This window comes from Variovorax sp. OAS795, from assembly GCF_040546685.1.
GTDB lineage: Bacteria > Pseudomonadota > Gammaproteobacteria > Burkholderiales > Burkholderiaceae_C > Variovorax.
Window position 1 is genome coordinate 1,235,011 of sequence record NZ_JBEPOH010000001.1, and the last position, 20,790, is coordinate 1,255,800.

The 20,790-nt window shown below is 66.7% G+C and carries 19 protein-coding genes; 17 read left to right on the top strand and 2 right to left on the bottom strand.

The window, feature by feature from the left end; all coding sequences use genetic code 11:
- Window positions 1–85: 85 nt before the first annotated feature.
- From ABID97_RS05845 to ABID97_RS05900, 12 genes are all read left to right on the top strand, one after another.
- Window positions 86–844, top strand: a complete 759-nt coding sequence (locus ABID97_RS05845) for an SDR family oxidoreductase (protein WP_354397596.1) — start codon at window positions 86–88, stop codon at window positions 842–844.
- Between the two features lie 126 nt (window positions 845–970).
- Window positions 971–1,669: a TetR/AcrR family transcriptional regulator gene (locus tag ABID97_RS05850; protein WP_354397597.1), complete on the top strand. Its 699-nt coding sequence runs from the start codon at window positions 971–973 to the stop codon at window positions 1,667–1,669.
- A 66-nt stretch (window positions 1,670–1,735) separates the two neighbouring features.
- Window positions 1,736–3,532 (top strand): acyl-CoA dehydrogenase C-terminal domain-containing protein, encoded by a 1,797-nt coding sequence (locus ABID97_RS05855; RefSeq protein ID WP_354397598.1) that lies wholly within the window; start codon window positions 1,736–1,738, stop codon window positions 3,530–3,532.
- A gap of 38 nt (window positions 3,533–3,570) precedes the next feature.
- On the top strand, window positions 3,571–4,005 hold the full coding sequence (locus ABID97_RS05860) for a DUF2147 domain-containing protein (RefSeq protein ID WP_354397599.1): 435 nt from the start codon (window positions 3,571–3,573) through the stop codon (window positions 4,003–4,005).
- A gap of 36 nt (window positions 4,006–4,041) precedes the next feature.
- Window positions 4,042–6,441, top strand: coding sequence for a 3-hydroxyacyl-CoA dehydrogenase/enoyl-CoA hydratase family protein (locus ABID97_RS05865; protein WP_354397600.1), 2,400 nt, complete (start codon window positions 4,042–4,044; stop codon window positions 6,439–6,441).
- A 13-nt stretch (window positions 6,442–6,454) separates the two neighbouring features.
- Window positions 6,455–6,889 carry an endonuclease domain-containing protein gene (locus tag ABID97_RS05870; RefSeq protein WP_354397601.1) on the top strand — a complete coding sequence of 145 codons (435 nt, stop codon included), beginning with the start codon at window positions 6,455–6,457 and terminating at the stop codon, window positions 6,887–6,889.
- 9 nt (window positions 6,890–6,898) lie between these two features.
- A complete protein-coding gene (locus ABID97_RS05875; RefSeq protein WP_354397602.1) occupies window positions 6,899–8,095 on the top strand; it encodes an acetyl-CoA C-acyltransferase in 1,197 nt (398 codons plus the stop codon).
- A gap of 51 nt (window positions 8,096–8,146) precedes the next feature.
- Window positions 8,147–9,043: an alpha/beta hydrolase family protein gene (locus tag ABID97_RS05880; protein ID WP_354397603.1), complete on the top strand. Its 897-nt coding sequence runs from the start codon at window positions 8,147–8,149 to the stop codon at window positions 9,041–9,043.
- Window positions 9,044–9,074: 31 nt separating this feature from the next.
- A complete protein-coding gene (locus ABID97_RS05885) occupies window positions 9,075–9,905 on the top strand; it encodes an acyl-CoA thioesterase (RefSeq protein WP_354397604.1) in 831 nt (276 codons plus the stop codon).
- A gap of 10 nt (window positions 9,906–9,915) precedes the next feature.
- A complete protein-coding gene (locus tag ABID97_RS05890) occupies window positions 9,916–10,656 on the top strand; it encodes an SDR family oxidoreductase (protein WP_354397605.1) in 741 nt (246 codons plus the stop codon).
- A 96-nt stretch (window positions 10,657–10,752) separates the two neighbouring features.
- The gene (locus tag ABID97_RS05895) at window positions 10,753–11,346 is read left to right on the top strand and encodes a 2-hydroxychromene-2-carboxylate isomerase (protein ID WP_354397606.1); all 594 of its coding nucleotides are present in this window, start codon (window positions 10,753–10,755) and stop codon (window positions 11,344–11,346) included.
- Window positions 11,347–11,388: 42 nt separating this feature from the next.
- The gene (locus ABID97_RS05900) at window positions 11,389–12,153 is read left to right on the top strand and encodes an enoyl-CoA hydratase (RefSeq protein ID WP_354397607.1); all 765 of its coding nucleotides are present in this window, start codon (window positions 11,389–11,391) and stop codon (window positions 12,151–12,153) included.
- A gap of 13 nt (window positions 12,154–12,166) precedes the next feature.
- Here the strand turns inward: ABID97_RS05900 and ABID97_RS05905 are convergent, their stop codons facing one another.
- Window positions 12,167–12,592 carry an acyl-CoA thioesterase gene (locus tag ABID97_RS05905; protein WP_354397608.1) on the bottom strand — a complete coding sequence of 142 codons (426 nt, stop codon included), beginning with the start codon at window positions 12,590–12,592 and terminating at the stop codon, window positions 12,167–12,169.
- A 41-nt stretch (window positions 12,593–12,633) separates the two neighbouring features.
- Here ABID97_RS05905 and ABID97_RS05910 point away from each other — a divergent pair, with 41 nt between their 5' ends.
- On the top strand, window positions 12,634–14,511 hold the full coding sequence (locus tag ABID97_RS05910; protein ID WP_354397609.1) for an ABCB family ABC transporter ATP-binding protein/permease: 1,878 nt from the start codon (window positions 12,634–12,636) through the stop codon (window positions 14,509–14,511).
- 38 nt (window positions 14,512–14,549) lie between these two features.
- Window positions 14,550–15,488 carry a 2-hydroxyacid dehydrogenase gene (locus ABID97_RS05915; protein WP_354397610.1) on the top strand — a complete coding sequence of 313 codons (939 nt, stop codon included), beginning with the start codon at window positions 14,550–14,552 and terminating at the stop codon, window positions 15,486–15,488.
- Between the two features lie 35 nt (window positions 15,489–15,523).
- On the opposite strand, the gene ABID97_RS05920 is transcribed toward ABID97_RS05915, so the two are convergent.
- The gene (locus ABID97_RS05920) at window positions 15,524–16,966 is read right to left on the bottom strand and encodes an amidase (RefSeq protein WP_354401678.1); all 1,443 of its coding nucleotides are present in this window, start codon (window positions 16,964–16,966) and stop codon (window positions 15,524–15,526) included.
- Window positions 16,967–17,054: 88 nt separating this feature from the next.
- Here ABID97_RS05920 and ABID97_RS05925 point away from each other — a divergent pair, with 88 nt between their 5' ends.
- From ABID97_RS05925 to ABID97_RS05935, 3 genes are all read left to right on the top strand, one after another.
- Window positions 17,055–18,044 (top strand): LysR substrate-binding domain-containing protein, encoded by a 990-nt coding sequence (locus ABID97_RS05925; RefSeq protein WP_354397611.1) that lies wholly within the window; start codon window positions 17,055–17,057, stop codon window positions 18,042–18,044.
- A gap of 180 nt (window positions 18,045–18,224) precedes the next feature.
- A complete protein-coding gene (locus tag ABID97_RS05930) occupies window positions 18,225–19,676 on the top strand; it encodes an aspartate ammonia-lyase (RefSeq protein ID WP_354397612.1) in 1,452 nt (483 codons plus the stop codon).
- Window positions 19,677–19,850: 174 nt separating this feature from the next.
- Entirely contained in the window at window positions 19,851–20,753 is a 903-nt protein-coding gene (locus tag ABID97_RS05935) for an amino acid ABC transporter substrate-binding protein (RefSeq protein WP_354397613.1), read from the top strand.
- Window positions 20,754–20,790 lie beyond the last annotated feature (37 nt).

Consider the following 20,790-nt stretch of genomic DNA (forward strand, 5'->3'; position numbering starts at 1 on the left):
AAGGCGCCAGAGTTTCATTTACGGGAATGCGTGGATTTTCGACACTGCATGCACTTCTTCTGCAACACACCCGAAAGGAAACTCCATGACATCCGTTCAAGACAACATCCGCGGCAAGGTCGCCATCGTCACCGGCGCGAGCAGCGGGCTCGGCGAATCGACCGCGCGCCACCTGGCCGCGCGCGGCGCCAAGGTGGTGCTTGCGGCGCGCCGCACCGACCGGCTTGACAGGGTGGTGGCCGAGATTCGCGAGGCCGGCGGCGAGGCCATCGCCGTCGCCACCGACGTGGCGCGGCGCGCCGACCTGGAAAAGCTCGCGGCCGCCACCATCGAAGCCTTCGGCCGCATCGACGTGCTGGTCAACAACGCGGGCGTGATGCCGCTGTCGCCGATCGAGAAGCTCAAGGTCGACGAATGGGACCGCACCATCGACGTCAACATCAAGGGCGTGCTCTACGGCATTGCCGCGGTGCTGCCGCGCATGCAGGCGCAGGGCAGCGGGCACATCGTCAACGTGGCGTCCATCGCCGGGCTCAAGGTGTTCACGCCCATCGGCACCGTCTACAGCGCGACCAAGCACGCGGTGCGCGCCATCTCCGAAGGGCTGCGCGTGGAAATGGGCCGCAGCGGCGTGCGCGTGACCATCGTGTCGCCCGGCGCGATCGAGTCGGAGCTGAAGTTCGGCAGCAGCGACGCCGAGAGCGCGGCCGGCGTGAAGGCGTTCTACGAGGCCAACCAGATTCCGGCCGACTCGGTGGCGCGCGCCGTGGTCTATGCCGTGGAGCAACCCGCGGACGTGGACATCAACGAGGTCGTGCTGCGGCCGGTGTCGCAGGAGTTCTGATCCGGGCGGGCAGTGGCGGCCCCGCCCCGCTTCGATTAACCTTCAACGCTGGAAGGTCATTGAGAGCCAAAATCGCAAAGCCCCTGCAAAATAGAACGACCGTTCGTTTTATTCGGAGCTTCCACGATGTCCGTCAATGCCGTTCCCGCCAAGCCGGTCCGCGCCGCCCAGAAGGGCCAGCAGACCAAGGCCGTCATCGTCGACGCGGCGCTGGCGCTGGCGGCGCAGATCGGGCTCGAAGGGCTGTCGATCGGCGCCGTGGCCGAGATTACGAAGATGAGCAAGTCGGGCGTGTTCGCCCACTTCGGCTCGCGCGAGGAGCTGCAGATCTCGGTGGTGCGCGAGTATCACGCGCGCTTCGAGCAAGAGGTTTTCTTTCCGGCCCTGGAGGCGCCGCGCGGCCTGCCGCGCCTGCGCGCCATGTTCGCCAACTGGATGAAGCGCACCTCGGCGGAGATCGACTCCGGCTGCATCTACATCAGCGGCGCTTCCGAGTTCGACGACCGTCCCGGCCCGGTGCGCGATGCGCTGGTGGAGTCGGTCAGCATCTGGCAGGCCGCCGTGCTGCGCGCCATCGTGCAGTCCAAGAGCGAGGGCCATCTGCGCGCCGATGCCGACGAGCGCCAGGTCGCGTTCGAGATCCACGGGCTGATCCTCGCGCTGCACTACGAGGCGCGCTTTTTGCAAGTGCCCGGCTCCATCGGCCGCGCGAACGTCGGCTTCGACAACATCCTGGCGCGCAGTGCCACCCCCGAAGCGCCGTCGGCCGGAATGGCCGCCACTGCCAAGCCTGCCGCTTCCCGCCGTCTCAAGCCGGTGCGCTGAGCGGGCGGCCCTTTTTTCGTTCTTCCTTTTTCCTTTTTATCCAGTTTTCGACCAGGAGAGTCCCGGATGCCTAGCTACAACCCACCCGTACGCGACATGCAGTTCGTGCTGCACGAAGTGCTCAACGTCGCTGATGAACTCAAGGCGCTTCCGGCCCATGCCGAGACCGATGCCGACACCATCAACGCGGTGATCGAAGAGGCCGGCAAGTTCGCCGCCGAAGTCACGTTCCCGCTGAACATCAGCGGCGACGAGGAGGGCTGCACGCTCGACAAGACCACGCACGAGGTGAAGACGCCCAAGGGTTTCAAGGACGCCTACGCCAGGTACGTCGAGGGCGGCTGGCCCGCGCTGTCGTGCGACCCGGCCTTCGGCGGCCAGGGCCTGCCCTTCGTGGTGAACCAGTGCCTGTTCGAGATGCTCAACAGCGCCAACCAGGCCTGGACCATGTACCCCGGCCTGTCGCACGGGGCCTACGAAGCGCTGGTGGCCCACGGCACCGAAGAGCAGAAGAAGACCTACCTGCCCAAGCTCACGACCGGCGAATGGACCGGCACCATGTGCCTGACCGAACCCCATTGCGGCACCGACCTGGGCCTCTTGCGCACCAAGGCCGAGCCGCAGCCCGACGGCAGCTACCGCATCACCGGCAGCAAGATCTTCATCTCGGCCGGCGAGCACGACATGACGGACAACATCATTCACCTGGTGCTGGCCCGCCTGCCCGATGCGCCCAAGGGCAGCAAGGGCATCAGCCTGTTCGTGGTGCCCAAGTACAAGGTCAAGGCCGACGGCTCGCTCGGCGAGCGCAACCCGATCTTCTGCGCCGGCCTCGAGCACAAGATGGGCATCCACGGCAACGCCACCGCGCAGATCGTGATCGAAGGCGCCACCGGCTCGCTGGTGGGCGAGCCCAACAAGGGCCTGCAGGCGATGTTCGTGATGATGAACGCCGCGCGCTTGGGCGTGGGCAACCAGTCGCTCGGCCTGACCGAGGTGGCCTACCAGAACGCGCTGGCCTACGCGAAGGACCGCGTGCAGATGCGCTCGCTCTCGGGCGTGAAGGCCAAGGACAAGGAAGCCGACCCCATCATCGTGCACCCCGACGTGCGCAAGATGCTGCTCACCGCCAAGGCCTATGCCGAAGGCGGCCGCGCCCTGCAGATCTTCTGCACGCTGCTGCTCGACAAGGAGCACCACCACCCGGACGAGAAGGTGCGCAAGGACTCGGGCGAACTGGTCGCGCTGCTCACGCCGATCGTCAAGGCCTTCATCACCGACAACGGCCACATCGCCACCAACGCCTGCATGCAGGTGTTCGGCGGCCATGGCTTCATCAAGGAATGGGGCATGGAGCAGTTCGTGCGCGACAACCGCATCAACATGATCTACGAAGGCACCAACACCATCCAGTCGCTGGACCTGCTGGGCCGCAAGGTGCTGGGCAACAACGGCGCGTCGCTCAAGAAGTTCGGCAAGCTCGTCGCCCGCCTGGTCGAAGAGGAAGGCGTGAACGAGAAGATGGCCGAGTTCATCAACCCGATCGCCATGCTGGGCGACCAGCTCACCAAGTTCACGACGGAGATCGGATTCAAGGGCTTCCAGAACCCCGACGAAGTGGGCGCCGCGGCCGTGGACTACCTGCGCGTGGCGGGCCACTTCGTGTTCGGCTACCTGTTCGCGCGCATGGCCCAGGTGGCGCTACGCGAAATTGCCGCCGGCAACACCGACCCGTTCTACGTCGCCAAGCTGCAGACCGCGCGCTTCTACTTCGCCAAGCTGTTCCCCGAGACCGCGACGCTGATGCGCACCGCGCGTGCCGGCAGCAAGGTGCTGATGGACACCGATGCGGCGCTGGCCTGAGGTCCCCGCCTTTTTGAATCTTTGAACGGAAACCGCCCATGAAATCGACGCTTGCAGCCATCGTCTTCCTCGCCGTCTCCGCCACGGCGATGGCCCAGTCAACTCCGGTGGGGCTGTGGCGCAACGTCGACGACAAGACGGGCGAGGCCAAGGCCGAGATCCGCATCGGCGAAGCGGGCGGCGCGCTCATCGGCCGCATCGAGAAGTCGCTCCGGAAAGACACCAAGGCCGACGCGATCTGCGATGAGTGCACCGACGACCGCAAGGGCAAGCCCATTGCGGGGCTCGAGATCATCCGAGGCGGCAAGAAAGCCGAAGGCAAGGACGTCTGGGAAGGCGGAAAGATCCTCGACCCGGAAAACGGCAAGGAATACCGAGCGAGCTTCACGCCCATCGACGGCGGCAAGAAGCTCGAAGTGCGCGGCTACCTGGGGCCCTTCTGGCGCACCCAGACCTGGAATCGAGTCCAGTAGGCCGCCGCGTCATCAATCCAGGAAATACCAATCAACATGTCCCGATTTCAAGTGAAGAAGGTCGCCGTGCTCGGCGCCGGCGTCATGGGTGCGCAGATCGCGGCCCACCTCGTCAATGTGCGGGTGCCGGTGGTGCTGTTCGACCTGGCCGCAAAAGAAGGCCCGAAGAACGGCATCGTCACGCGCGCCATCGACAACCTCAAGAAGCTCAAGCCCGCGCCGCTCGGCGACGTGGCCGACGCCGTGCTCATCGAGCAGGCCAACTACGAGGACGACCTCGCCAGGCTCGGCGAGTGCGACCTCATCATCGAAGCCATCGCCGAGCGCATGGACTGGAAGCTCGACCTGTACAGGAAGATCGCGCCGCACGTGGCGAAGCATTCGATCCTGGCTTCCAACACCTCGGGCCTTTCGATCACCAAGCTCAGCGAAGCACTGCCCGAGGCGCTGAAGCCGCGCTTCTGCGGCATTCACTTCTTCAACCCGCCGCGCTACATGTTCCTGGTGGAGCTGATCAACACGCCCACCACCGAGCCGAAGGTGCTCGACGACCTCGAGGCCTTCGTCACCAGCACGCTCGGCAAGGGCGTGGTGCGCGCGCACGACACGCCCAACTTCATCGCGAACCGCGTCGGCATCGCCGGCATGCTGGCAACACTGAAGGAAGTCGAGAAGTTCGGCCTCACGCCCGACGTGGTGGACGACCTCACGGGCAAGAAGCTGGGCCGCGCAAGCTCGGGCACCTTCCGCACCGCCGACGTGGTGGGCCTCGACACGATGGCGCACGTGGTCAAGACGCTGCAGGACAACCTCGACGAGAAGAGCGATCCGTTCTACGCCAACTTCTCGACGCCGCCGGTGCTCGCGAAGCTGCTCGAACTCGGCAACCTGGGCCAGAAGGCCAAGGCCGGCTTCTTCAAGAAGGTCGGCCGCGACATCCTGCGCTTCGATTTGAAGAGCGGCGAGTACGTGCCCGCCGGCGCCAAGGCCGACGAGGTGTACGGCCGCATGCTCAAGAAGCCCGCGGGCGAGCGCCTGAAGCTCTTGCGTGAGAGCGAGGGCCCACAGGGCCAGTTCCTCTGGGCGATCCTGCGCGACAGCTTCCACTACGCGGCCGTGCATCTCGCAACCATTGCCGAGAGCGCGCGCGACATCGACTTTGCGATGCGCTGGGGCTTCGGCATGAAGCAGGGTCCGTTCGAGCTCTGGCAGGAGGCCGGCTGGGCGCAGGTTGCCAAGTGGGTGCAGGAAGACATCGACACCGGCAAGGCACTGAGCACCGCGCCGCTGCCCAGGTGGGTGTTCGAAGGCCCGGTGGCGGAGGCCGGCGGCGTGCACACGCCTGAAGGCTCCTGGAGCGCATCGCAGAACAAGTTCGTGCCGCAGCGCAAGCTGCCGGTGCACGGACGCCAGCTGTTCCCCGAGAGCGTGCTGGGCGCGGAAGCGGCCGACGCCAACAAGGCGGGCACCACGATCAGCGACGAGGGCGACGTGCGCGTGTGGACGCTCGACGGTGAAGTGCTCATCGCGAGCATCCATTCGAAGATGCACGCCATCAGCCCCGACGTGGCCGAGGCGCTGGGCGCCGCGGTCGACCTGGCCGAGGCCGGATACAAGGGCCTCGTGATCTGGTCGCCCGACGAGATGTTCTCGGTCGGTGCCGACCTGCAGGCGATGCTGCCGGCCTTCGTGGTCGCGGGCATCGGCGCGGTCGAAGGCGCGGAACAAGAGCTGCAGAACGTGATGCTCAAGATCCGCTACGCCAGCGTGCCGGTGATCTCGGCCGTGCGCGGCATGGCGCTGGGCGGCGGCTGCGAACTGGCCGTGTATTCGTCGAAGCGCGTGGCGGCGATGGAAAGCTACATCGGCCTCGTCGAAGTCGGCGTGGGCTTGATCCCCGGCGCGGGCGGCCTGACCTACATCGCGCGCCGCGCAGCCGAGAACGCCGCGGCGTCCACGGGCACCGACCTGCTGCCCTTCCTCACCGAAGGCTTCACCGCCGCCGCAATGGCCAAGGTCGGCACCGGCGCGCTCGATTCGAAGAAGCTCGGCTACCTGCTGGACAGCGACATCATCGTGCCGAACAAGGACGAGCTGCTGTACGTGGCGCTGCAGCAGGCCAAGGCCATGGCCGACGCCGGCTACCGCGCCCCGCTTCGCCGCAGCTTCCGCGTGGCGGGCCGCAGCGGCGCCGCGACCATCAAGGGCCAGCTCGTCAACATGCGCGACGGCGGCTTCATCAGCGCGCACGACTTCCACATTGCCAGCCTGATCGCCCACGTGGTCACTGGCGGTGACGTGGACGCGGGCTCGCTGGTGACCGAGGAGTACCTGATGGCGCTGGAACGCAAGGCCTTCTGCTCACTGATCGTGCATCCGAAGACGCAGGAGCGGATCATGGGGATGCTGAGCACGGGGAAGCCGGTGCGGAACTGACCGGACCGAGACCATGAGCGAGGACACTGGCATGTCTGGTCCCCTCTCCCGCGAGCGGGAGAGGGCTAGGGTGAGGGCAAGAGCATTGCGCGAAGCCCCTACGGACGCCGAGTCGCTGCTCTGGTGCCACCTGCGCGACCGACGACTCGCCAATTTCAAGTTTCGTCGTCAACGCCCGATCGGTCCGTATTTCGCTGACTTTGCATGCATCGAAGCAAAGCTGATCGTTGAACTGGACGGCGGGCAGCATGTGGAAGGTGCCGGCTACGACGAGAACCGGACTCGCTTTATCGAAGCCCAGGGCTACCGCGTTCTCCGGTTCTGGAACAACGAAGTGCTGGCGCAGACGGATGCCGTTCGCGAACGGATCCTGCTGGCGCTGCAGGAAGACAACCCTCACCCCAGCCCTCTCCCGCAAGCGGGAGAGGAGGCAAGACACAAGGACTGAAGAAAAGCCATGAAACAAATCCAAGACGCCTACATCGTCTCCGCCACCCGCACGCCCATCGGCAAATCCCACCGCGGCTACTTCCGCAACTACCGCCCCGACGACCTGCTCGCGACCACGCTCAAGGCCGCGCTCGCCGCCGTGCCCGGCCTGGACCCGAAGGCCATCGAGGACATCATCTGCGGCTGCGCGATTCCTGAATCGCAGCAGGGCCTCAACGTCGCGCGCATCGGCGCGGTGCTGGCGGGCCTGCCGACCAGCATCGGCGGCATCACGGTGAACCGTTTCTGCGCCTCGGGCCTCTCGGCCGTGCAGATGGCGGCCGACCGCATCCGCGTCGGCGAGGCCGACGTGATGATCGCGGCGGGCGTGGAGAGCATGAGCATGGTGCCGATGATGGGCAACGCGCCCTCGCTGTCGCCTGCCATCTTCGAGCGCGAAGGCGACGTGGGCATTGCCTACGGCATGGGCCTCACGGCCGAGAAGGTTGCGCAGCAGTGGAAGGTGAGCCGCGAGGCGCAGGACGAGTTCGCGCTCGCCTCGCACCAGAAGGCGCTGGCCGCGCAGAAGGCCGGCAAGTTCACGGACGAGATCACGCCCATCGAGGTAACCGACCGCACGCCGGATCTCCAGACCGGCGAGTCGATCGCGAAGACGCGCACCGTGAACCTGGACGAAGGCGCGCGGCCCGACACCAGTCTCGAAGGCCTGGCCAAGCTGCGCACTGTCTTCGCCGCACGCGGCACCGTGACGGCCGGCAACAGCTCGCAGACTTCGGACGGCGCAGGCGCGCTCATCCTCGCGAGCGAGAAGGCCGTGAAGCAGTACGGCCTCACGCCGCTCGCCCGCTTCGTGAGCTTTGCGAGCAAGGGCGTGCCGCCGCACATCATGGGCATCGGCCCGATCGAGGCGATTCCCGCCGCGCTGCGCTACGCGGGGCTCAAGCACGAGGACATCGACTGGTTCGAGCTCAACGAAGCCTTTGCGGCGCAATCGCTGGCAGTCATCAACACGCTGGGGCTCAATCCGTCGAAGGTGAATCCGATGGGCGGCGCTATCGCGCTGGGCCACCCGCTTGGCGCGACCGGCGCAATCCGCGCCGCCACCGTGGTGCACGCACTGCGGCGCGAGAACTTGAAGTACGGCATGGTCACGATGTGCGTAGGAATGGGGCAGGGCGCAGCCGGCATCTTCGAACGCGTGTGACGGCTGCGGCTACTGCGCGGGCGCCGATTGGTCAACGAAGAAGGGCAAACGATGCAAGCGCAACAACTTACGGTCGACAACGGCGTGCAGGTGGCTGTGCGCCGCTACGATCCGGCCGGTGAACCTCGTGCCAGCGTCGTGATCGGCGGTGCGATGGGCGTGCGGCAATCGTTCTACGAGCCGTTCGCGCAATGGCTCGCCGGCCAGGGCCTGCGCGTCTGGACCTTCGACTACCGCGGCAGCGGCGATTCGCGCAACGGTGCCTCGCTGCGCGGCTTCGAGGCCGACCTGTTCGACTGGGCGCGCGACTACGAATCCGTGATCGATGCCGCAAAGGCGGCCATGCCCGGACAGCCGCTCTACCTGCTGGGCCACAGCCTCGGTGCCCAGCTGCCGGGCTTCCTCAAGCGGCCGGAGCAGGTCGATGGCCTCGTCAGCATCGCCGCGGGCAGCGGCTACTGGCGCGAGAACGCGCCCAGGCTCAAGCGCAGCGTCCTCTATTTCTGGTTCGTGCTGGTGCCGCTGGCAACGCGGTTGTGTGGCTACTTTCCGGGCCGCAGGCTCAAGAAGGTCGGCGACCTGCCGCGCGGCGTGATCCTGCAATGGCGGCGCTGGTGCCTGCATCCGCGCTACAGCGTCGGGGCCGAAGGGGAGCGCGCGTTGCAGAGCTACGGGCGCGTGCGCTTTCCGGTGCTCGCGCTCTCGATCACCGACGACGAGCTCATGACGCTCGCGGGCACCGAGAGCCTCGTGAGCTTCTATGCCGGCGCGCCCAGTGCGGTCGAGCGCATTGCGCCGGCCGACGTGCAGGCGCGCCGAATCGGCCATTTCGGCTTCTTCCGCGAGCAGTTCAGCCAGAGCCTCTGGCCGAGCTTGCTCGGCAAGCTGCACCGGCTGGCGGCACTTACCGCAGTGCAGCAGTCCAACGTCCCGCACACGACTGCGTGACGCCCTCCACCGGAGGCACACTGCAAATACCATGAGCATGCACCCCTTCGACAAAGCCATCGCGCTGGAACACAGCGACATCCGTGTCGGCCATTTCACCGGCGCCACGAGCCCCGACTACTGGAACATGGTCGGGCCCTTCGGCGGCGCGACCGCGGCCATTGCGCTGCAGTCGGTGCTGCGGCACCCCGACCTGCTGGGCACGCCCATCGCGCTGACCGTGAACTTCGCGGCGGCGCTGGAGGCCGGCGCCTTCGACGTGCAGGCCACGGCCGTGCGCACCAACCGTTCGACCCAGCACTGGACCGTGCAGATCACGCAGCGCGGCGCGGGCGGTGCGCCGAACATGACGACCACCGCGACCGTGGTCACGGCCGCGCGGCGCGAAACCTGGGGCGAAAGCGACCTGCCGATGCCCGAGGCGCCCAAGCCGGAGGCGGTCGAGCGCCTGAGCATCGGGCCATCGGGCGTGGCCTGGCTGGACCGCTACGAGATGCGTCCGTTCAGCGGCGGCATTCCCGCGAAATGGGACGGCAGCCTGCGCCACAGCGAATCGCGGTTCTGGCTGCGCGAGGCGCAGGAGCGGCCGCTCGATTTCTGCTCGCTGGCCGCGATGAGCGACGTGTTCTATCCACGCGTCTGGCTGCGCCGCGCCAAGCATGTGCCGGCGGGCACGGTGTCGATCACCACCTATTTCCATGCCGGGCAGGCAGAGCTCGCGGAGGTGGGCGCGGGCTACCTGCTGGGTCGCGCGGCCGGGCAGCAGTTCTTCAACGGCTTCTTCGACCAGACGGCGCATCTGTGGAGCGAGCAGGGCAGGCTCCTTGCCACCTCGAACCAGATCGTCTATTTCAAGGAATAGCGGGGCCGCCATGCAAAAGACCGCACTCATCGTCGGCGCCGGCGACGCTACCGGCGGGGCCATTGCACGCCGCTTTGCACGCGAAGGCTTCGCCGCCTGCGTGACGCGCCGCAGTCTCGACAAGCTCCAGCCGCTGGTCATGCAGATCGAGGCCGAGGGCGGCCGTGCCCATGCCTTTGCCTGCGATGCGCGCAAGGAGGAAGAAGTGGTCGCGCTGGTCGAGCAGATCGAAACGACCATTGGGCCGATCGAGGTGATGGTGTTCAACATCGGCGCGAACGTGCCCGAGAGCATCCTGACGGAATCGGCGCGCAAGTATTTCAAGGTGTGGGAGATGGCCTGCTTCTCGGGCTTTCTCAATGGCCGCGAAGTGGCCAAACGCATGGTGGCGCGCGCGCTGCCCGCGGGCGGGCATCGCGGCACGATCATCTTCACCGGTGCCACGGCGTCGCTGCGGGGTGCGGCCAATTTCGGCGCGTTCTCGGGCGCGAAAATGGCGCTGCGCGCCCTGGCGCAATCGATGGCGCGCGAGCTGGGTCCGCAAGGCGTTCACGTGGCGCACGTGGTGGTCGATGGCGCCATCGACACCGAGTTCATCCGCAGCAATTTCCCTGAACGGTATGCGCTGAAGGAGAGCGACGGCATCCTGAACCCCGAGCACATTGCCGACAGCTACTGGATGCTCCATTCGCAGCCGCGCGATGCGTGGACGCATGAGCTGGATCTGCGGCCTTGGTCGGAGAAGTTCTGAGATGCTGGTTCGCTGTTTTTCGTGTCCAGCGCGCGCTCCCGCCGACAGCGTGCGCTGCCTTTGCACGCGCCCTGAACAAAAGACAAGGACACACCCATGACCCAATCCGTCGACTTCTATTTCGACTTCGGCAGCCCCGCCGCCTACCTGGCCGCCACCCAGCTGCCGCACGTCTGCGCCGACACCGGCGCCACGCTCGTCTGGAAGCCCATGCTGCTCGGCGGCGTGTTCCAGGCCACCGGGAACCGGTCACCGGCCGAGGTGGTGCCCAAGGCGCCGTACATGACCATCGACCTGCAGCGCTTTGCCAGGCGCTATGGCGTGCCCTTCGTGCACAACCCGCATTTCCCCATCAACACGCTGCTGCTCATGCGCGGCGCCACCGGCATCCAGATGAACGAGCCGACGCGCTTCGGTGCTTATGTCGACGCAGTCTTCCATGCGATGTGGGTCGAGCCGAAGAACATGAACGACCCCGCCACCGTCGGCGCCGTGCTTCAGAATGCGGGCTTCGATGCCACGGCGCTGCTTGCGCTCGCCGGCTCGCAGGAAGTGAAAGATCGCCTGAAGGCCGTCACGCAGGAGGCCGTGGCGCGCGGCGTGTTCGGCGCGCCCACCATGTTCGTTGGCGACCAGATGTTCTGGGGCCAGGACCGGCTGGATTTCGTGCGCGAAGCCCTCGACGCCTGATCCCGCGTCGCCATCACATCCCTTTTTTCAAGGACCATTCCCATGACCGACATCCTCGCCCACACCGAAGCCGGTGTGATGACCCTGACCTTCAACCGCGTCGACAAGAAGAACTCGATCACCAGCAAGATGTACGGCGAGATGGCCGATGCGCTGGCGTCGGCCGAGAGCGATGCGGCCGTGCGCTGCGTGCTGATCCAGGGCGACCCGACGATCTTCAGCGCGGGCAACGACATCGGCGACTTTCTCAATGCGCCGCCCGCCGGCCAGGACTCGCCGGTGTTCCGCTTCCTGCGCGGCATCGCCACCTTCCCCAAGCCCATCGTCGCAGCGGTCTGCGGACCGGCCGTGGGCATCGGCACCACCATGCTGTTCCATTGCGACCTCGTCTACGCGGGCGACAACGCCGCTTTCTCGATGCCGTTCGTGAACCTGGGCCTGTGCCCCGAAGCCGCTTCCAGCCTGCTGGTGCCGCAGATGCTGGGCTACCACCGCGCGGCCGAGGCGCTGCTGCTGGGCGAGCCCTTCATGGCCGAGGCCGCACTCGAAGTGGGCCTGGTCAACCGGATCGTGCCGCCGACCGAAGCCAATGCCATTGCGCAGGGCCAGGCGCGCAAGCTCGCGGCCAAGCCGCTGAGTGCGCTGGTCGAGACCAAGCGCCTGCTGAAAAAGGCCCAGATGCCCGCCGTGCTCGAGCGCATGGGCGAAGAGGGCGCGAGCTTCGGCCGCATGCTGCGCGAACCCGCGGCGCGCGAGGCGTTTGGCGCCTTCATGGAAAAGCGCAAGCCGGATTTCTCGAAGGTCTGAAGGCGCTCCCTGCTCAGGGCGCCTGTTCGATGGGCCGCGGCCGGCCGTTGTCGTCGATCGCCACGTAGGTGAAGGTGGCTTGCGTCACCTTGATGTACTCGCCCTGGGCCCGGAAGCGCTCGGCGAAGACCTCGACCGTGACCGTGACCGAGGTGCGCCCGACGCGCACCAGCTTCGAATAGAACGACAGAATGTCGCCCAGCCGCACCGGCTGCTTGAAGATGAATTCGTTCACCGCCACCGTCGCCTGGCGCCCCTTGGCATAGCGCGCCGGGATCACCGAGCCGGCCAGGTCGCACTGCGCCATGACCCAGCCGCCGAAGATGTCGCCGTTGGCGTTGCAGTCGGCCGGCATCGGAATGACCTTGAGCACCAGCTCCATGTCGGTGGGCAGGCTCTTGAGGGTGGCGGCGGCGTCGGTGCTGGAAATATCGGACATGGGCACAATCTGGAACAAACAAGCAACCACGATTGTCCCCCATGCGCCGAAGCGGCGAAGCCCTGCCTCCTCCTTCCCATCCCGTGGCCGGCCATGCGCCGGCCCGCAGCGACCGCTCCGACTGGGCGACGCTGCGCCGTCTTTTCCCGTATCTCTGGCAGTACAAGTGGCGGGTGATCGCCGCGCTCGCCTTCATGGTGGGGGCCAAGGTCGCCAACGTGGGCGTGCCGGTGCTGCTGAAGAACCTCATCGACACGATGACGCCCAAGCCGGACATGGCGCAGGCGCTCCTGATCGTGCCCCTGGGGCTCTTGCTGGCCTACGGCCTGCTGCGCTTCTCGACCGCGCTCTTCGGCGAACTGCGCGAGCTGATCTTCGCGAAGGCCACCGAGGGCACGGCCCGGCAGATTGCCCTGGAAGTGTTCGGCCACCTGCATTCGCTGAGCCTGCGCTTTCACCTGGAGCGCCAGACCGGCGGCATGACGCGCGACATCGAGCGCGGCACGCGCGGCGTGCACTCGCTCATCTCGATGTCGCTCTACAGCATCGTGCCGACGATCATCGAGTTGGTGCTGGTGCTCACCATCCTGGGCGTGAAGTTCGACTCGCTGTTCGTCTGGATCACGGGCGCTGCCCTGGTGCTGTACATCAGCTTCACGGTCACGGTGACCGAATGGCGCACGCAGTTCCGCAAGACCATGAACGAGCTCGACTCGATGGCGCAAAGCCGCGCGGTCGATTCGCTCTTGAACTACGAAACCGTCAAGTACTTCAACAACGAGGAGTTCGAGGCCAGGCGCTACGACGCCAGCCTGGACCGCTACCGCAAGGCGGCCATCAAGAGCCAGCGCACGCTGAGCATGCTCAACATCGGCCAGCAGCTGATCATCGCGACCAGCCTGGTGCTGATGCTGTGGCGCGCCACCTCGGGCGTGGTCGAAGGGCGCATGACGCTGGGCGACCTGGTGATGGTCAACGCCTTCATGATCCAGCTCTACATTCCGCTCAACTTCCTGGGCGTGATCTACCGCGAGATCAAGCAGAGCCTGACCGACCTGGACAAGATGTTCGTGCTGATGGAAAAGGAGCGCGAGGTGCGCGACGCACCCGGTGCGCAGCCCTTGTCCTTGCTCCCTCTCCCTCGGGGGGAGGGCGGGGGTGAGGGCAGCGGCGTCGACTCCACCGTGCGCTTCGAAGACGTGAGCTTCGCCTACGAGCCCGCGCGCCCCATCCTGAAGCACGTGAGCTTCGAGATCCCCGCCGGCAAGACGGTGGCGGTGGTCGGCCCCTCAGGCTCTGGCAAATCGACCCTCGCACGCCTTCTCTACCGCTTCTACGACGTGCAGCAGGGCCGCATCACCATCGGCGGCCAGGACATCCGCGAAGTGCAGCAGTCGAGCGTGCGGCGCGCCATCGGCATCGTGCCGCAGGACACGGTGCTGTTCAACGACACGGTCGAATACAACATCGCCTACGGCCGCCCCGGCGCCTCGCGCGAAGAGGTCGAGAACGCCGCGCGCGCGGCGCGCATCCACGATTTCATCTCGGCCACGCCGCTCGGCTACGAAACCACCGTGGGCGAGCGCGGCCTCAAGCTGTCGGGCGGCGAGAAGCAGCGCGTGGCCATTGCGCGCACGCTGCTCAAGAACCCGCCGATCGTGATCTTCGACGAAGCCACCTCGGCACTCGACTCGGCCAACGAGCGCGCCATCCAGTCGGAACTCAAGAGCGCCGCGCAGGACAAGACCACGCTCGTGATCGCGCACCGCCTCTCGACCGTGGTCGATGCGCACGAGATCCTGGTGCTCGAAGCCGGCGTGATCGTCGAGCGCGGCACGCATGCCGAGCTGCTTGCGAAGCAGGGGCGCTATGCGCAGATGTGGGCTCTGCAGAAGAGCGAAGCAACGCCGCTGATGTAGCCCGACCCATCTTTTCACATCGATCCAGGAGTTCAGACGTGCCGACCAAGATTCCCCTGCTGGTGCTCAACAGCCTCTCGAGCGCCCACCAGGCGCAGATTGCCGAGGTCTACGACATGACCTATGCCTTCGACGCCGCCGCGCGCGCCGCCGCGATTGCCGAGCACGGCAAGAAATTCCGTGCGGTGCTGACCATCGGCGTGATCGGCATCACGCCCGAAGAGATCGCCGCCATGCCGGCGCTCGAGCTGATCTGCTGCATGGGCGCGGGCTACGAGGGCGTGCCGCTCGACGTGACGCGCGCGCGCGGCATCGCCACCGCCAATGGCGCGGGCACCAACGACGACTGCGTGGCCGACCATGCCTTCGGCCTCCTGATCGGCATCGTCCGCGGCTTTCGCCAGCTCGACCGGTTGTGCCGCGAAGGCGTCTGGCGCGAAGACATTCCGCAGCCGCCGAACGTCTCGGGCAAGAAGCTCGGCATCCTCGGGCTCGGCACCATCGGCCAGAAGATCGCCAGGCGCGCCGCGGCGTTCGACATGGAGATCGGCTATCACAACCGCAAGCCGCGCGAAGGCGCGACGCACCGCTACTTCGACGACCTGAAGTCGCTCGCCACCTGGGCCGATTTCCTGATCCTGGCCGCGCCCGGCGGCCCGGCCACGCGCCACCTCGTGAATGCCGAGGTGCTCGATGCGCTGGGACCGCAGGGCTTCCTGGTCAACATCGGCCGCGGCAGCGTGGTCGACACCGAGGCGCTGGCCGCCGCACTGCGCGACAACCGCATCGCGGGTGCGGGCCTCGACGTGTACGAGAGCGAACCCAAGCGGCCCGAGCCGCTCATCGGGCTGGACAACGTGCTGCTGACGCCGCATCTGGCCGGGTGGTCGCCCGAGGCGACGCAGAAGTCGGTCGATCATTTCCTTGCGAACGCCGAAGGGCACTTTGCAGGGCGTGGCGTCTTGACGCCGATCTGAGTCTTGCTTCTTCCCCCGGAAGGGGAGGGAGCCATTCAAGCCGGGATCGGGGGGCGATGAGACGCCCAGCCGCACGCCTGGTCATACGCATGCCCGAGCCGCAGCACGTCCAGGTCCGCATGGATCGGCCCCGCGAGCTGCAGGCCCATCGGCAGCCCACCCTCGCCAAAACCCGCGCGCACGTTCAGCGTCGGCAGCCCCGCCAGCGTGAATGGCGTGACGATTTCCATCCACCGGTGGTACGTGTCGCTCGGCACGCCGGCCACTTCGGCCGGCCAGTGCAGCTCGGCATCGAACGGGAACACCTGCGCGGTCGGCGCCAGCACGAAATCGAAGCGCTCGAAGAGCGCGAGGAACGCGCGGTACACGTTCGACCGGTAGAGCGAAGCCTGGAACAGCGAGGCCGCATCCAGGTGCCGGCTCTGCTCGATCTCCCATTGCGCCTCGGGCTTGAGCTGTGCAAACAGCTTGGGGTCGCCCAGGTAGGCGCCGAGCTTGCCGCCCACCAGCAATTGGCGCAGCCGCAGCCACGCGTTCCAGTTGTGCGCGCGCGGCACGTCGAGCTTGCAGGGCTCGACCGCGCAGCCCAGGGCGCGAAAGGTATCGAGCGCGCCTTCGCCCAGTTCGCGGATGCCGGGCGCGAGCGGCAGATCGGGCCAGATGCTCCCGAGCCAGCCGATGCGAAGGCCCTTCGTTTCGGCGTCGAGCTGCAGTGCATCGGGCGGGGGCAGCGGCTGCGGCGACGACAGCGGCACGCGCGCATCGAAGCCCGCCTGCACCGCGAGCAGCCGCGCGGTGTCTTCGACGGTGCGGCCCATCGGGCCTTCGGTGCCCAGCTGCTGGAAGAAGAGCTCCTGCTCCGGGTCGCCCGGCACGCGTCCGCGCGAGGGCCGCATGCCGATCACGTTGTTGAACGCGGCCGGGTTGCGCAACGATCCCATCATGTCGCTGCCGTCGGCCACCGGCAGCATGCCCAGGGCCAGCGCCACGGCCGCGCCGCCGCTGCTGCCGCCGGCACTGCGGCCGGGCGCGTAGGCATTGCGCGTGATGCCGAACACCGTGTTGTAGGTGTTCGAGCCGAGGCCGAATTCGGGCGTGTTGGTCTTGCCGATCACGATGGCGCCGGCCTCCCGCATGCGCGCGACGTGCAGGCTGTCGGCGCGCGCCGGCGAGCGGGGCGACAGCGGCGAGCCCATGGAGGTCGGCAGGCCGGCCGCGTGGCTCAGGTCCTTTACCGCCAACGGAAAGCCGTGCATCCAGCCCCGCCTTTCGCCGCGCGCCAGTTCGGCGTCGCGCCCGGCGGCTTCGGCCAGCAGTACCTCGGGCTCGCGCAGCGAGACGATGGCGTTGAAGCGTGGATTGAGCGCCTCGATGCGTTCCAGCGAGGCTTGCATCAGCTCGCGGCACGACACATCGCGCGAAGCGATGCGGCGGGAAAGCGCGGTGGCGGTGAGTTCCAGGATGTCGGCGGACGGCATGGCCATGGCTGGGGGAGGGAAAGACTCGGGAACCCCAGTATGTGCCAAGGGCCCGCAGCCGGCCTTCACGCGGACATAATCGCCGCGTATGGAAACCAAGTGGCTCGAAGACTTCATCAGCCTGGCGGAAACGCGCAGCTTCAGCCGCTCTGCCCAATTGAGGCATGTCACGCAGCCGGCGTTCTCGCGCCGCATCCAGGCGCTCGAAGGCTGGGCCGGCACCGACCTGGTCGACCGCAGTTCCTACCCCACGCGCCTCACGCCCGCGGGCCAGACGCTCTACAGCCAGGCCATCGAGATGCTGCAATCGCTGCAGAGCACCCGTGCCATGCTGCGCGGCCATTCGGCGGCGGGGCAGGACGTGATCGAGATCGCGGTGCCGCATACGCTGGCGTTCACTTTCTTTCCCTCGTGGGTCACCAGCCTGCGCGAGCATTTCGGCCCGATCAAGAGCCGGCTCATCGCGCTCAATGTGCATGACGCCGTGCTGCGCCTCGTGGAGGGCAGCTGCGACCTGCTGATTGCCTACCACCACCCCTCGCAGCCGCTGCAGCTGGACGCCAACAAGTACGAGATGGTGAGCCTGGGCGAGGAAACCGTGGCGCCTTGGGTCAAGGCCGATGCCGAAGGCGCGCCGCGCTTCCGGCTGCCCGGCCGTCCGGGCCAGCCGCTGCCCTACCTTGGCTACGCGCCCGGTGCCTACCTGGGACGGGTGGTCGACCAGCTGCTGAAGGAGTCGGGCACGGCCATCCACCTCGACCGGGTCTACGAGACCGACATGGCCGAGGGCCTGAAGGTGATGGCGCTCGAAGGCCATGGCATCGCCTTTCTGCCGCAAAGCGCGGTGCGCAACGAGATCAAGTCGCGCAAGCTGGTGAGCGCGCTGCCCCCCGAGATCGACAGCCTCGAGGCCACGATGGAAATCCGCGCCTACCGCGAGCGGCCCGGCGCGCCGGCGCCTTTGAAGACCGGCACCGGCCGATCCTCCAAGGCCTCATCGGCGCCGGAGGGCTTGCAGCCCAAGGGCACGGCCGACGCCCTCTGGTCTTACCTGGTCGGCGCGCAGCCGCCGCGCTGACCGGCCGGAGCGGCATTGGTGCAGCGCACAATCTATAAATGACGCGCATGGGACCCCCTGCAAACGGCATTGGCGTTGCGCACGGCGGGCCACTAAAGTCGCGGCAGTTTCCAACCGCTGTCACACAGCAGTCTTCCGGCACGCGCCATCCGCGTGCTTTTTTTTAGCCGAGGAACCCGTATGACCGCCAATTTCCGGACCGAACACGACTTTCTCGGCGAAAAGCAGATTCCCGCCATGGCCTATTGGGGCGTGCACACGGCGCGCGCGGTCGAGAACTTCGCCATCTCCGGCACCCGCATCTCGGCCATGCCAGACCTGGTGCGCGCGCTGGCTTTCGTGAAGAAGGCGGCCACGCGGGCCAATGCCGATCTCGGCGCCATCGACCGCGACCGCGCGGCCGCGATCGTCCTGGCCTGCGAGGACCTGATCGAAGGCAAGCTGCTCGACGAATTCGTGGTCGACGTCATCCAGGGCGGCGCCGGCACATCGACCAACATGAACGCCAACGAGGTGATCTGCAACCTCGCGCTCGAGAAGCTCGGCCATGAAAAAGGCCGCTACGACGTGCTGCACCCCAACGACCACGTCAATGCCTCGCAGAGCACCAACGACGTCTACCCGACGGCGGTGCGGCTGGCGCTGTGGTTCGCGATTGGCCGGCTGCTCGAAGCCATGGCCGCGCTGCGCAAGAGCTTCGAGGCCAAGGCGCTGGAGTTCAAGGACATCCTCAAGATCGGCCGCACCCAGCTGCAGGACGCCGTGCCCATGACGCTGGGCCAGGAGTTCCTGACTTACGCGATCATGATCGGCGAGGACGAGGCCCGGCTCGGCGAGGCGCGTGCGCTCATCGAGGAAATCAACCTCGGTGCCACCGCCATCGGCACCGGCATCAACGCGCCGCACGGCTATGCCAACCTGGCCTGCCAATACCTGGCCGAGCAGACCGGCGTGCCGCTCAAGCAGTCGGCCAATCTCATCGAAGCCACGCAGGACACCGGCGCCTTCGTGCAGCTGTCGGGCGTGCTCAAGCGCGTGGCCACCAAGCTCAGCAAGACCTGCAACGACCTGCGCCTGCTGTCCAGCGGACCGCAGGCCGGATTCGGCGAGATCCGGCTGCCCGCGCGCCAGGCCGGCTCGTCGATCATGCCGGGCAAGGTCAACCCGGTGATCCCGGAAGTGATGAACCAGGTGGCCTTCGAGGTCATCGGCAACGACATCACCGTGACCATGGCGTCGGAAGCCGGCCAGCTGCAGCTCAATGCCTTCGAGCCGATCATGGGATGGAGCCTGTTCAAGAGCATCCAGCACCTGGGCAATGCCTGCACCACGCTGCGGCAGAACTGCGTCGACGGCATCGAGGCCAACCGCGAGTTCCTGGCCAAGCGGGTGCGCGAGTCGGTCACGCTGGTCACCGCGCTCAATCCCCTCATCGGCTACGAGAAGGCGGCGCTGATTGCCAAGACCGCGCTGGCCACCGGCGGGCCGATCGACCTGGTGGCCGAATCGCTGGGCATCATGACGCGCGCCGAAATGGAGGCGCTGCTCGTGCCCGAGAACCTGACCCAGCCCGTGCGCCTGTCCGCGCCGGTGCCGCCGGCTGCCGAGCCCTCGGGCACAAAGGCTGCTTAGTGAAAGTCGGACAATGCCTTTGGGTTCATCCGCACCAACGCGGCGCCTCGGAGCGCGCAGCCGGTGCGCACGACAGGGAGAATGCACCGGGTTGGCCCGGGTATTCCCGATGACGTGAATGTCTAGAATTTCGTTGTATCTGTATCTCTTCGTCACCCTCAGGAGTTTTTCCATATGAACAAGCAAGTATTGGCATTGGCTATTGCGGCGCTCGCCGCTGGCGGCGCCTTTGCGCAGGCCAATGACACGCTGGCCAAGATCAAGGCATCGGGCAGCATCACCGAGGGTGTGCGCGAGTCGTCGGGCCTGTCGTACACGCTGGGCAACGGCCAGTACACCGGCTTCCACTACGACGTCTGCGCCAACATCATCCGCGACATCCAGAAGCACCTGGGCCTCGCCAAGCTCGAGACCAAGTACCAGCCCGTGACCTCGCAAAACCGCGTGCCACTGGTGCAGAACGGCACCGTCGACCTCGAGTGCGGCTCCACCACCAACAACGCCTCGCGCCAGAAGGACGTCTCGTTCGCCGTCACCACCTACGTCGAGGAAGTGCGCATCGCGGTCAAGGCCAACTCGGGGATCACCTCGATCAAGGACCTCAACGGCAAGACCGTGGCCACCACCACGGGCACCACCTCGGTCCAGACGCTGCGCAAGAACGAGCGCGCCGGCGGCATCGACTTCAAGGAGCTCTATGGCAAGGACCACTCCGACAGCTTCCTGCTGCTCGAGTCGGGCCGCGCCGATGCCTTCGTGATGGACGGTTCCATCCTGGCCTCGAACATCGCCAAGTCCAAGTCGCCCGCCGATTACAAGATCGTCGGCGAAGTGCTCAGCGTCGAGCCCATCGCCATCATGATCCGCAAGGACGACGCCGCCTTCAAGAAGGTGGTGGACGACAGCATCAAGGGCCAGATCAAGAACGGCGACCTCGCCAAGCTCTGGGACAAGTGGTTCCTGAAGCCGATTCCCCCGGCCAACGTCACGGTGAACCTGCCGTTGTCCGACGCCACGAAGTCGGCCTGGGCCAACCCCAACGACAAGCCGATGGAAGAGTACGCCGCCAAGAAGTAATCGCGTCAAGGTCATCCGCGCAACGCCCGCCCCCGGC

What these genes read in the sequence shown, in the direction of transcription:
- ABID97_RS05910 (WP_354397609.1), top strand. Translation starts at nt 12,634, where the DNA reads ATGCGCCGAAGCGGCGAAGCCCTGCCTCCTCCTTCCCATCCCGTGGCC.
- ABID97_RS05885 (WP_354397604.1), top strand. Translation starts at nt 9,075, where the DNA reads ATGAGCATGCACCCCTTCGACAAAGCCATCGCGCTGGAACACAGCGAC.
- ABID97_RS05925 (WP_354397611.1), top strand. Translation starts at nt 17,055, where the DNA reads ATGGAAACCAAGTGGCTCGAAGACTTCATCAGCCTGGCGGAAACGCGC.
- ABID97_RS05890 (WP_354397605.1), top strand. Translation starts at nt 9,916, where the DNA reads ATGCAAAAGACCGCACTCATCGTCGGCGCCGGCGACGCTACCGGCGGG.
- ABID97_RS05935 (WP_354397613.1), top strand. Translation starts at nt 19,851, where the DNA reads ATGAACAAGCAAGTATTGGCATTGGCTATTGCGGCGCTCGCCGCTGGC.
- ABID97_RS05900 (WP_354397607.1), top strand. Translation starts at nt 11,389, where the DNA reads ATGACCGACATCCTCGCCCACACCGAAGCCGGTGTGATGACCCTGACC.
- ABID97_RS05865 (WP_354397600.1), top strand. Translation starts at nt 4,042, where the DNA reads ATGTCCCGATTTCAAGTGAAGAAGGTCGCCGTGCTCGGCGCCGGCGTC.
- ABID97_RS05870 (WP_354397601.1), top strand. Translation starts at nt 6,455, where the DNA reads ATGAGCGAGGACACTGGCATGTCTGGTCCCCTCTCCCGCGAGCGGGAG.
- ABID97_RS05920 (WP_354401678.1), bottom strand. Translation starts at nt 16,966, where the DNA reads ATGCCGTCCGCCGACATCCTGGAACTCACCGCCACCGCGCTTTCCCGC.
- ABID97_RS05875 (WP_354397602.1), top strand. Translation starts at nt 6,899, where the DNA reads ATGAAACAAATCCAAGACGCCTACATCGTCTCCGCCACCCGCACGCCC.
- ABID97_RS05845 (WP_354397596.1), top strand. Translation starts at nt 86, where the DNA reads ATGACATCCGTTCAAGACAACATCCGCGGCAAGGTCGCCATCGTCACC.
- ABID97_RS05930 (WP_354397612.1), top strand. Translation starts at nt 18,225, where the DNA reads ATGACCGCCAATTTCCGGACCGAACACGACTTTCTCGGCGAAAAGCAG.
- ABID97_RS05880 (WP_354397603.1), top strand. Translation starts at nt 8,147, where the DNA reads ATGCAAGCGCAACAACTTACGGTCGACAACGGCGTGCAGGTGGCTGTG.
- ABID97_RS05855 (WP_354397598.1), top strand. Translation starts at nt 1,736, where the DNA reads ATGCCTAGCTACAACCCACCCGTACGCGACATGCAGTTCGTGCTGCAC.
- ABID97_RS05905 (WP_354397608.1), bottom strand. Translation starts at nt 12,592, where the DNA reads ATGTCCGATATTTCCAGCACCGACGCCGCCGCCACCCTCAAGAGCCTG.
- ABID97_RS05860 (WP_354397599.1), top strand. Translation starts at nt 3,571, where the DNA reads ATGAAATCGACGCTTGCAGCCATCGTCTTCCTCGCCGTCTCCGCCACG.
- ABID97_RS05895 (WP_354397606.1), top strand. Translation starts at nt 10,753, where the DNA reads ATGACCCAATCCGTCGACTTCTATTTCGACTTCGGCAGCCCCGCCGCC.
- ABID97_RS05850 (WP_354397597.1), top strand. Translation starts at nt 971, where the DNA reads ATGTCCGTCAATGCCGTTCCCGCCAAGCCGGTCCGCGCCGCCCAGAAG.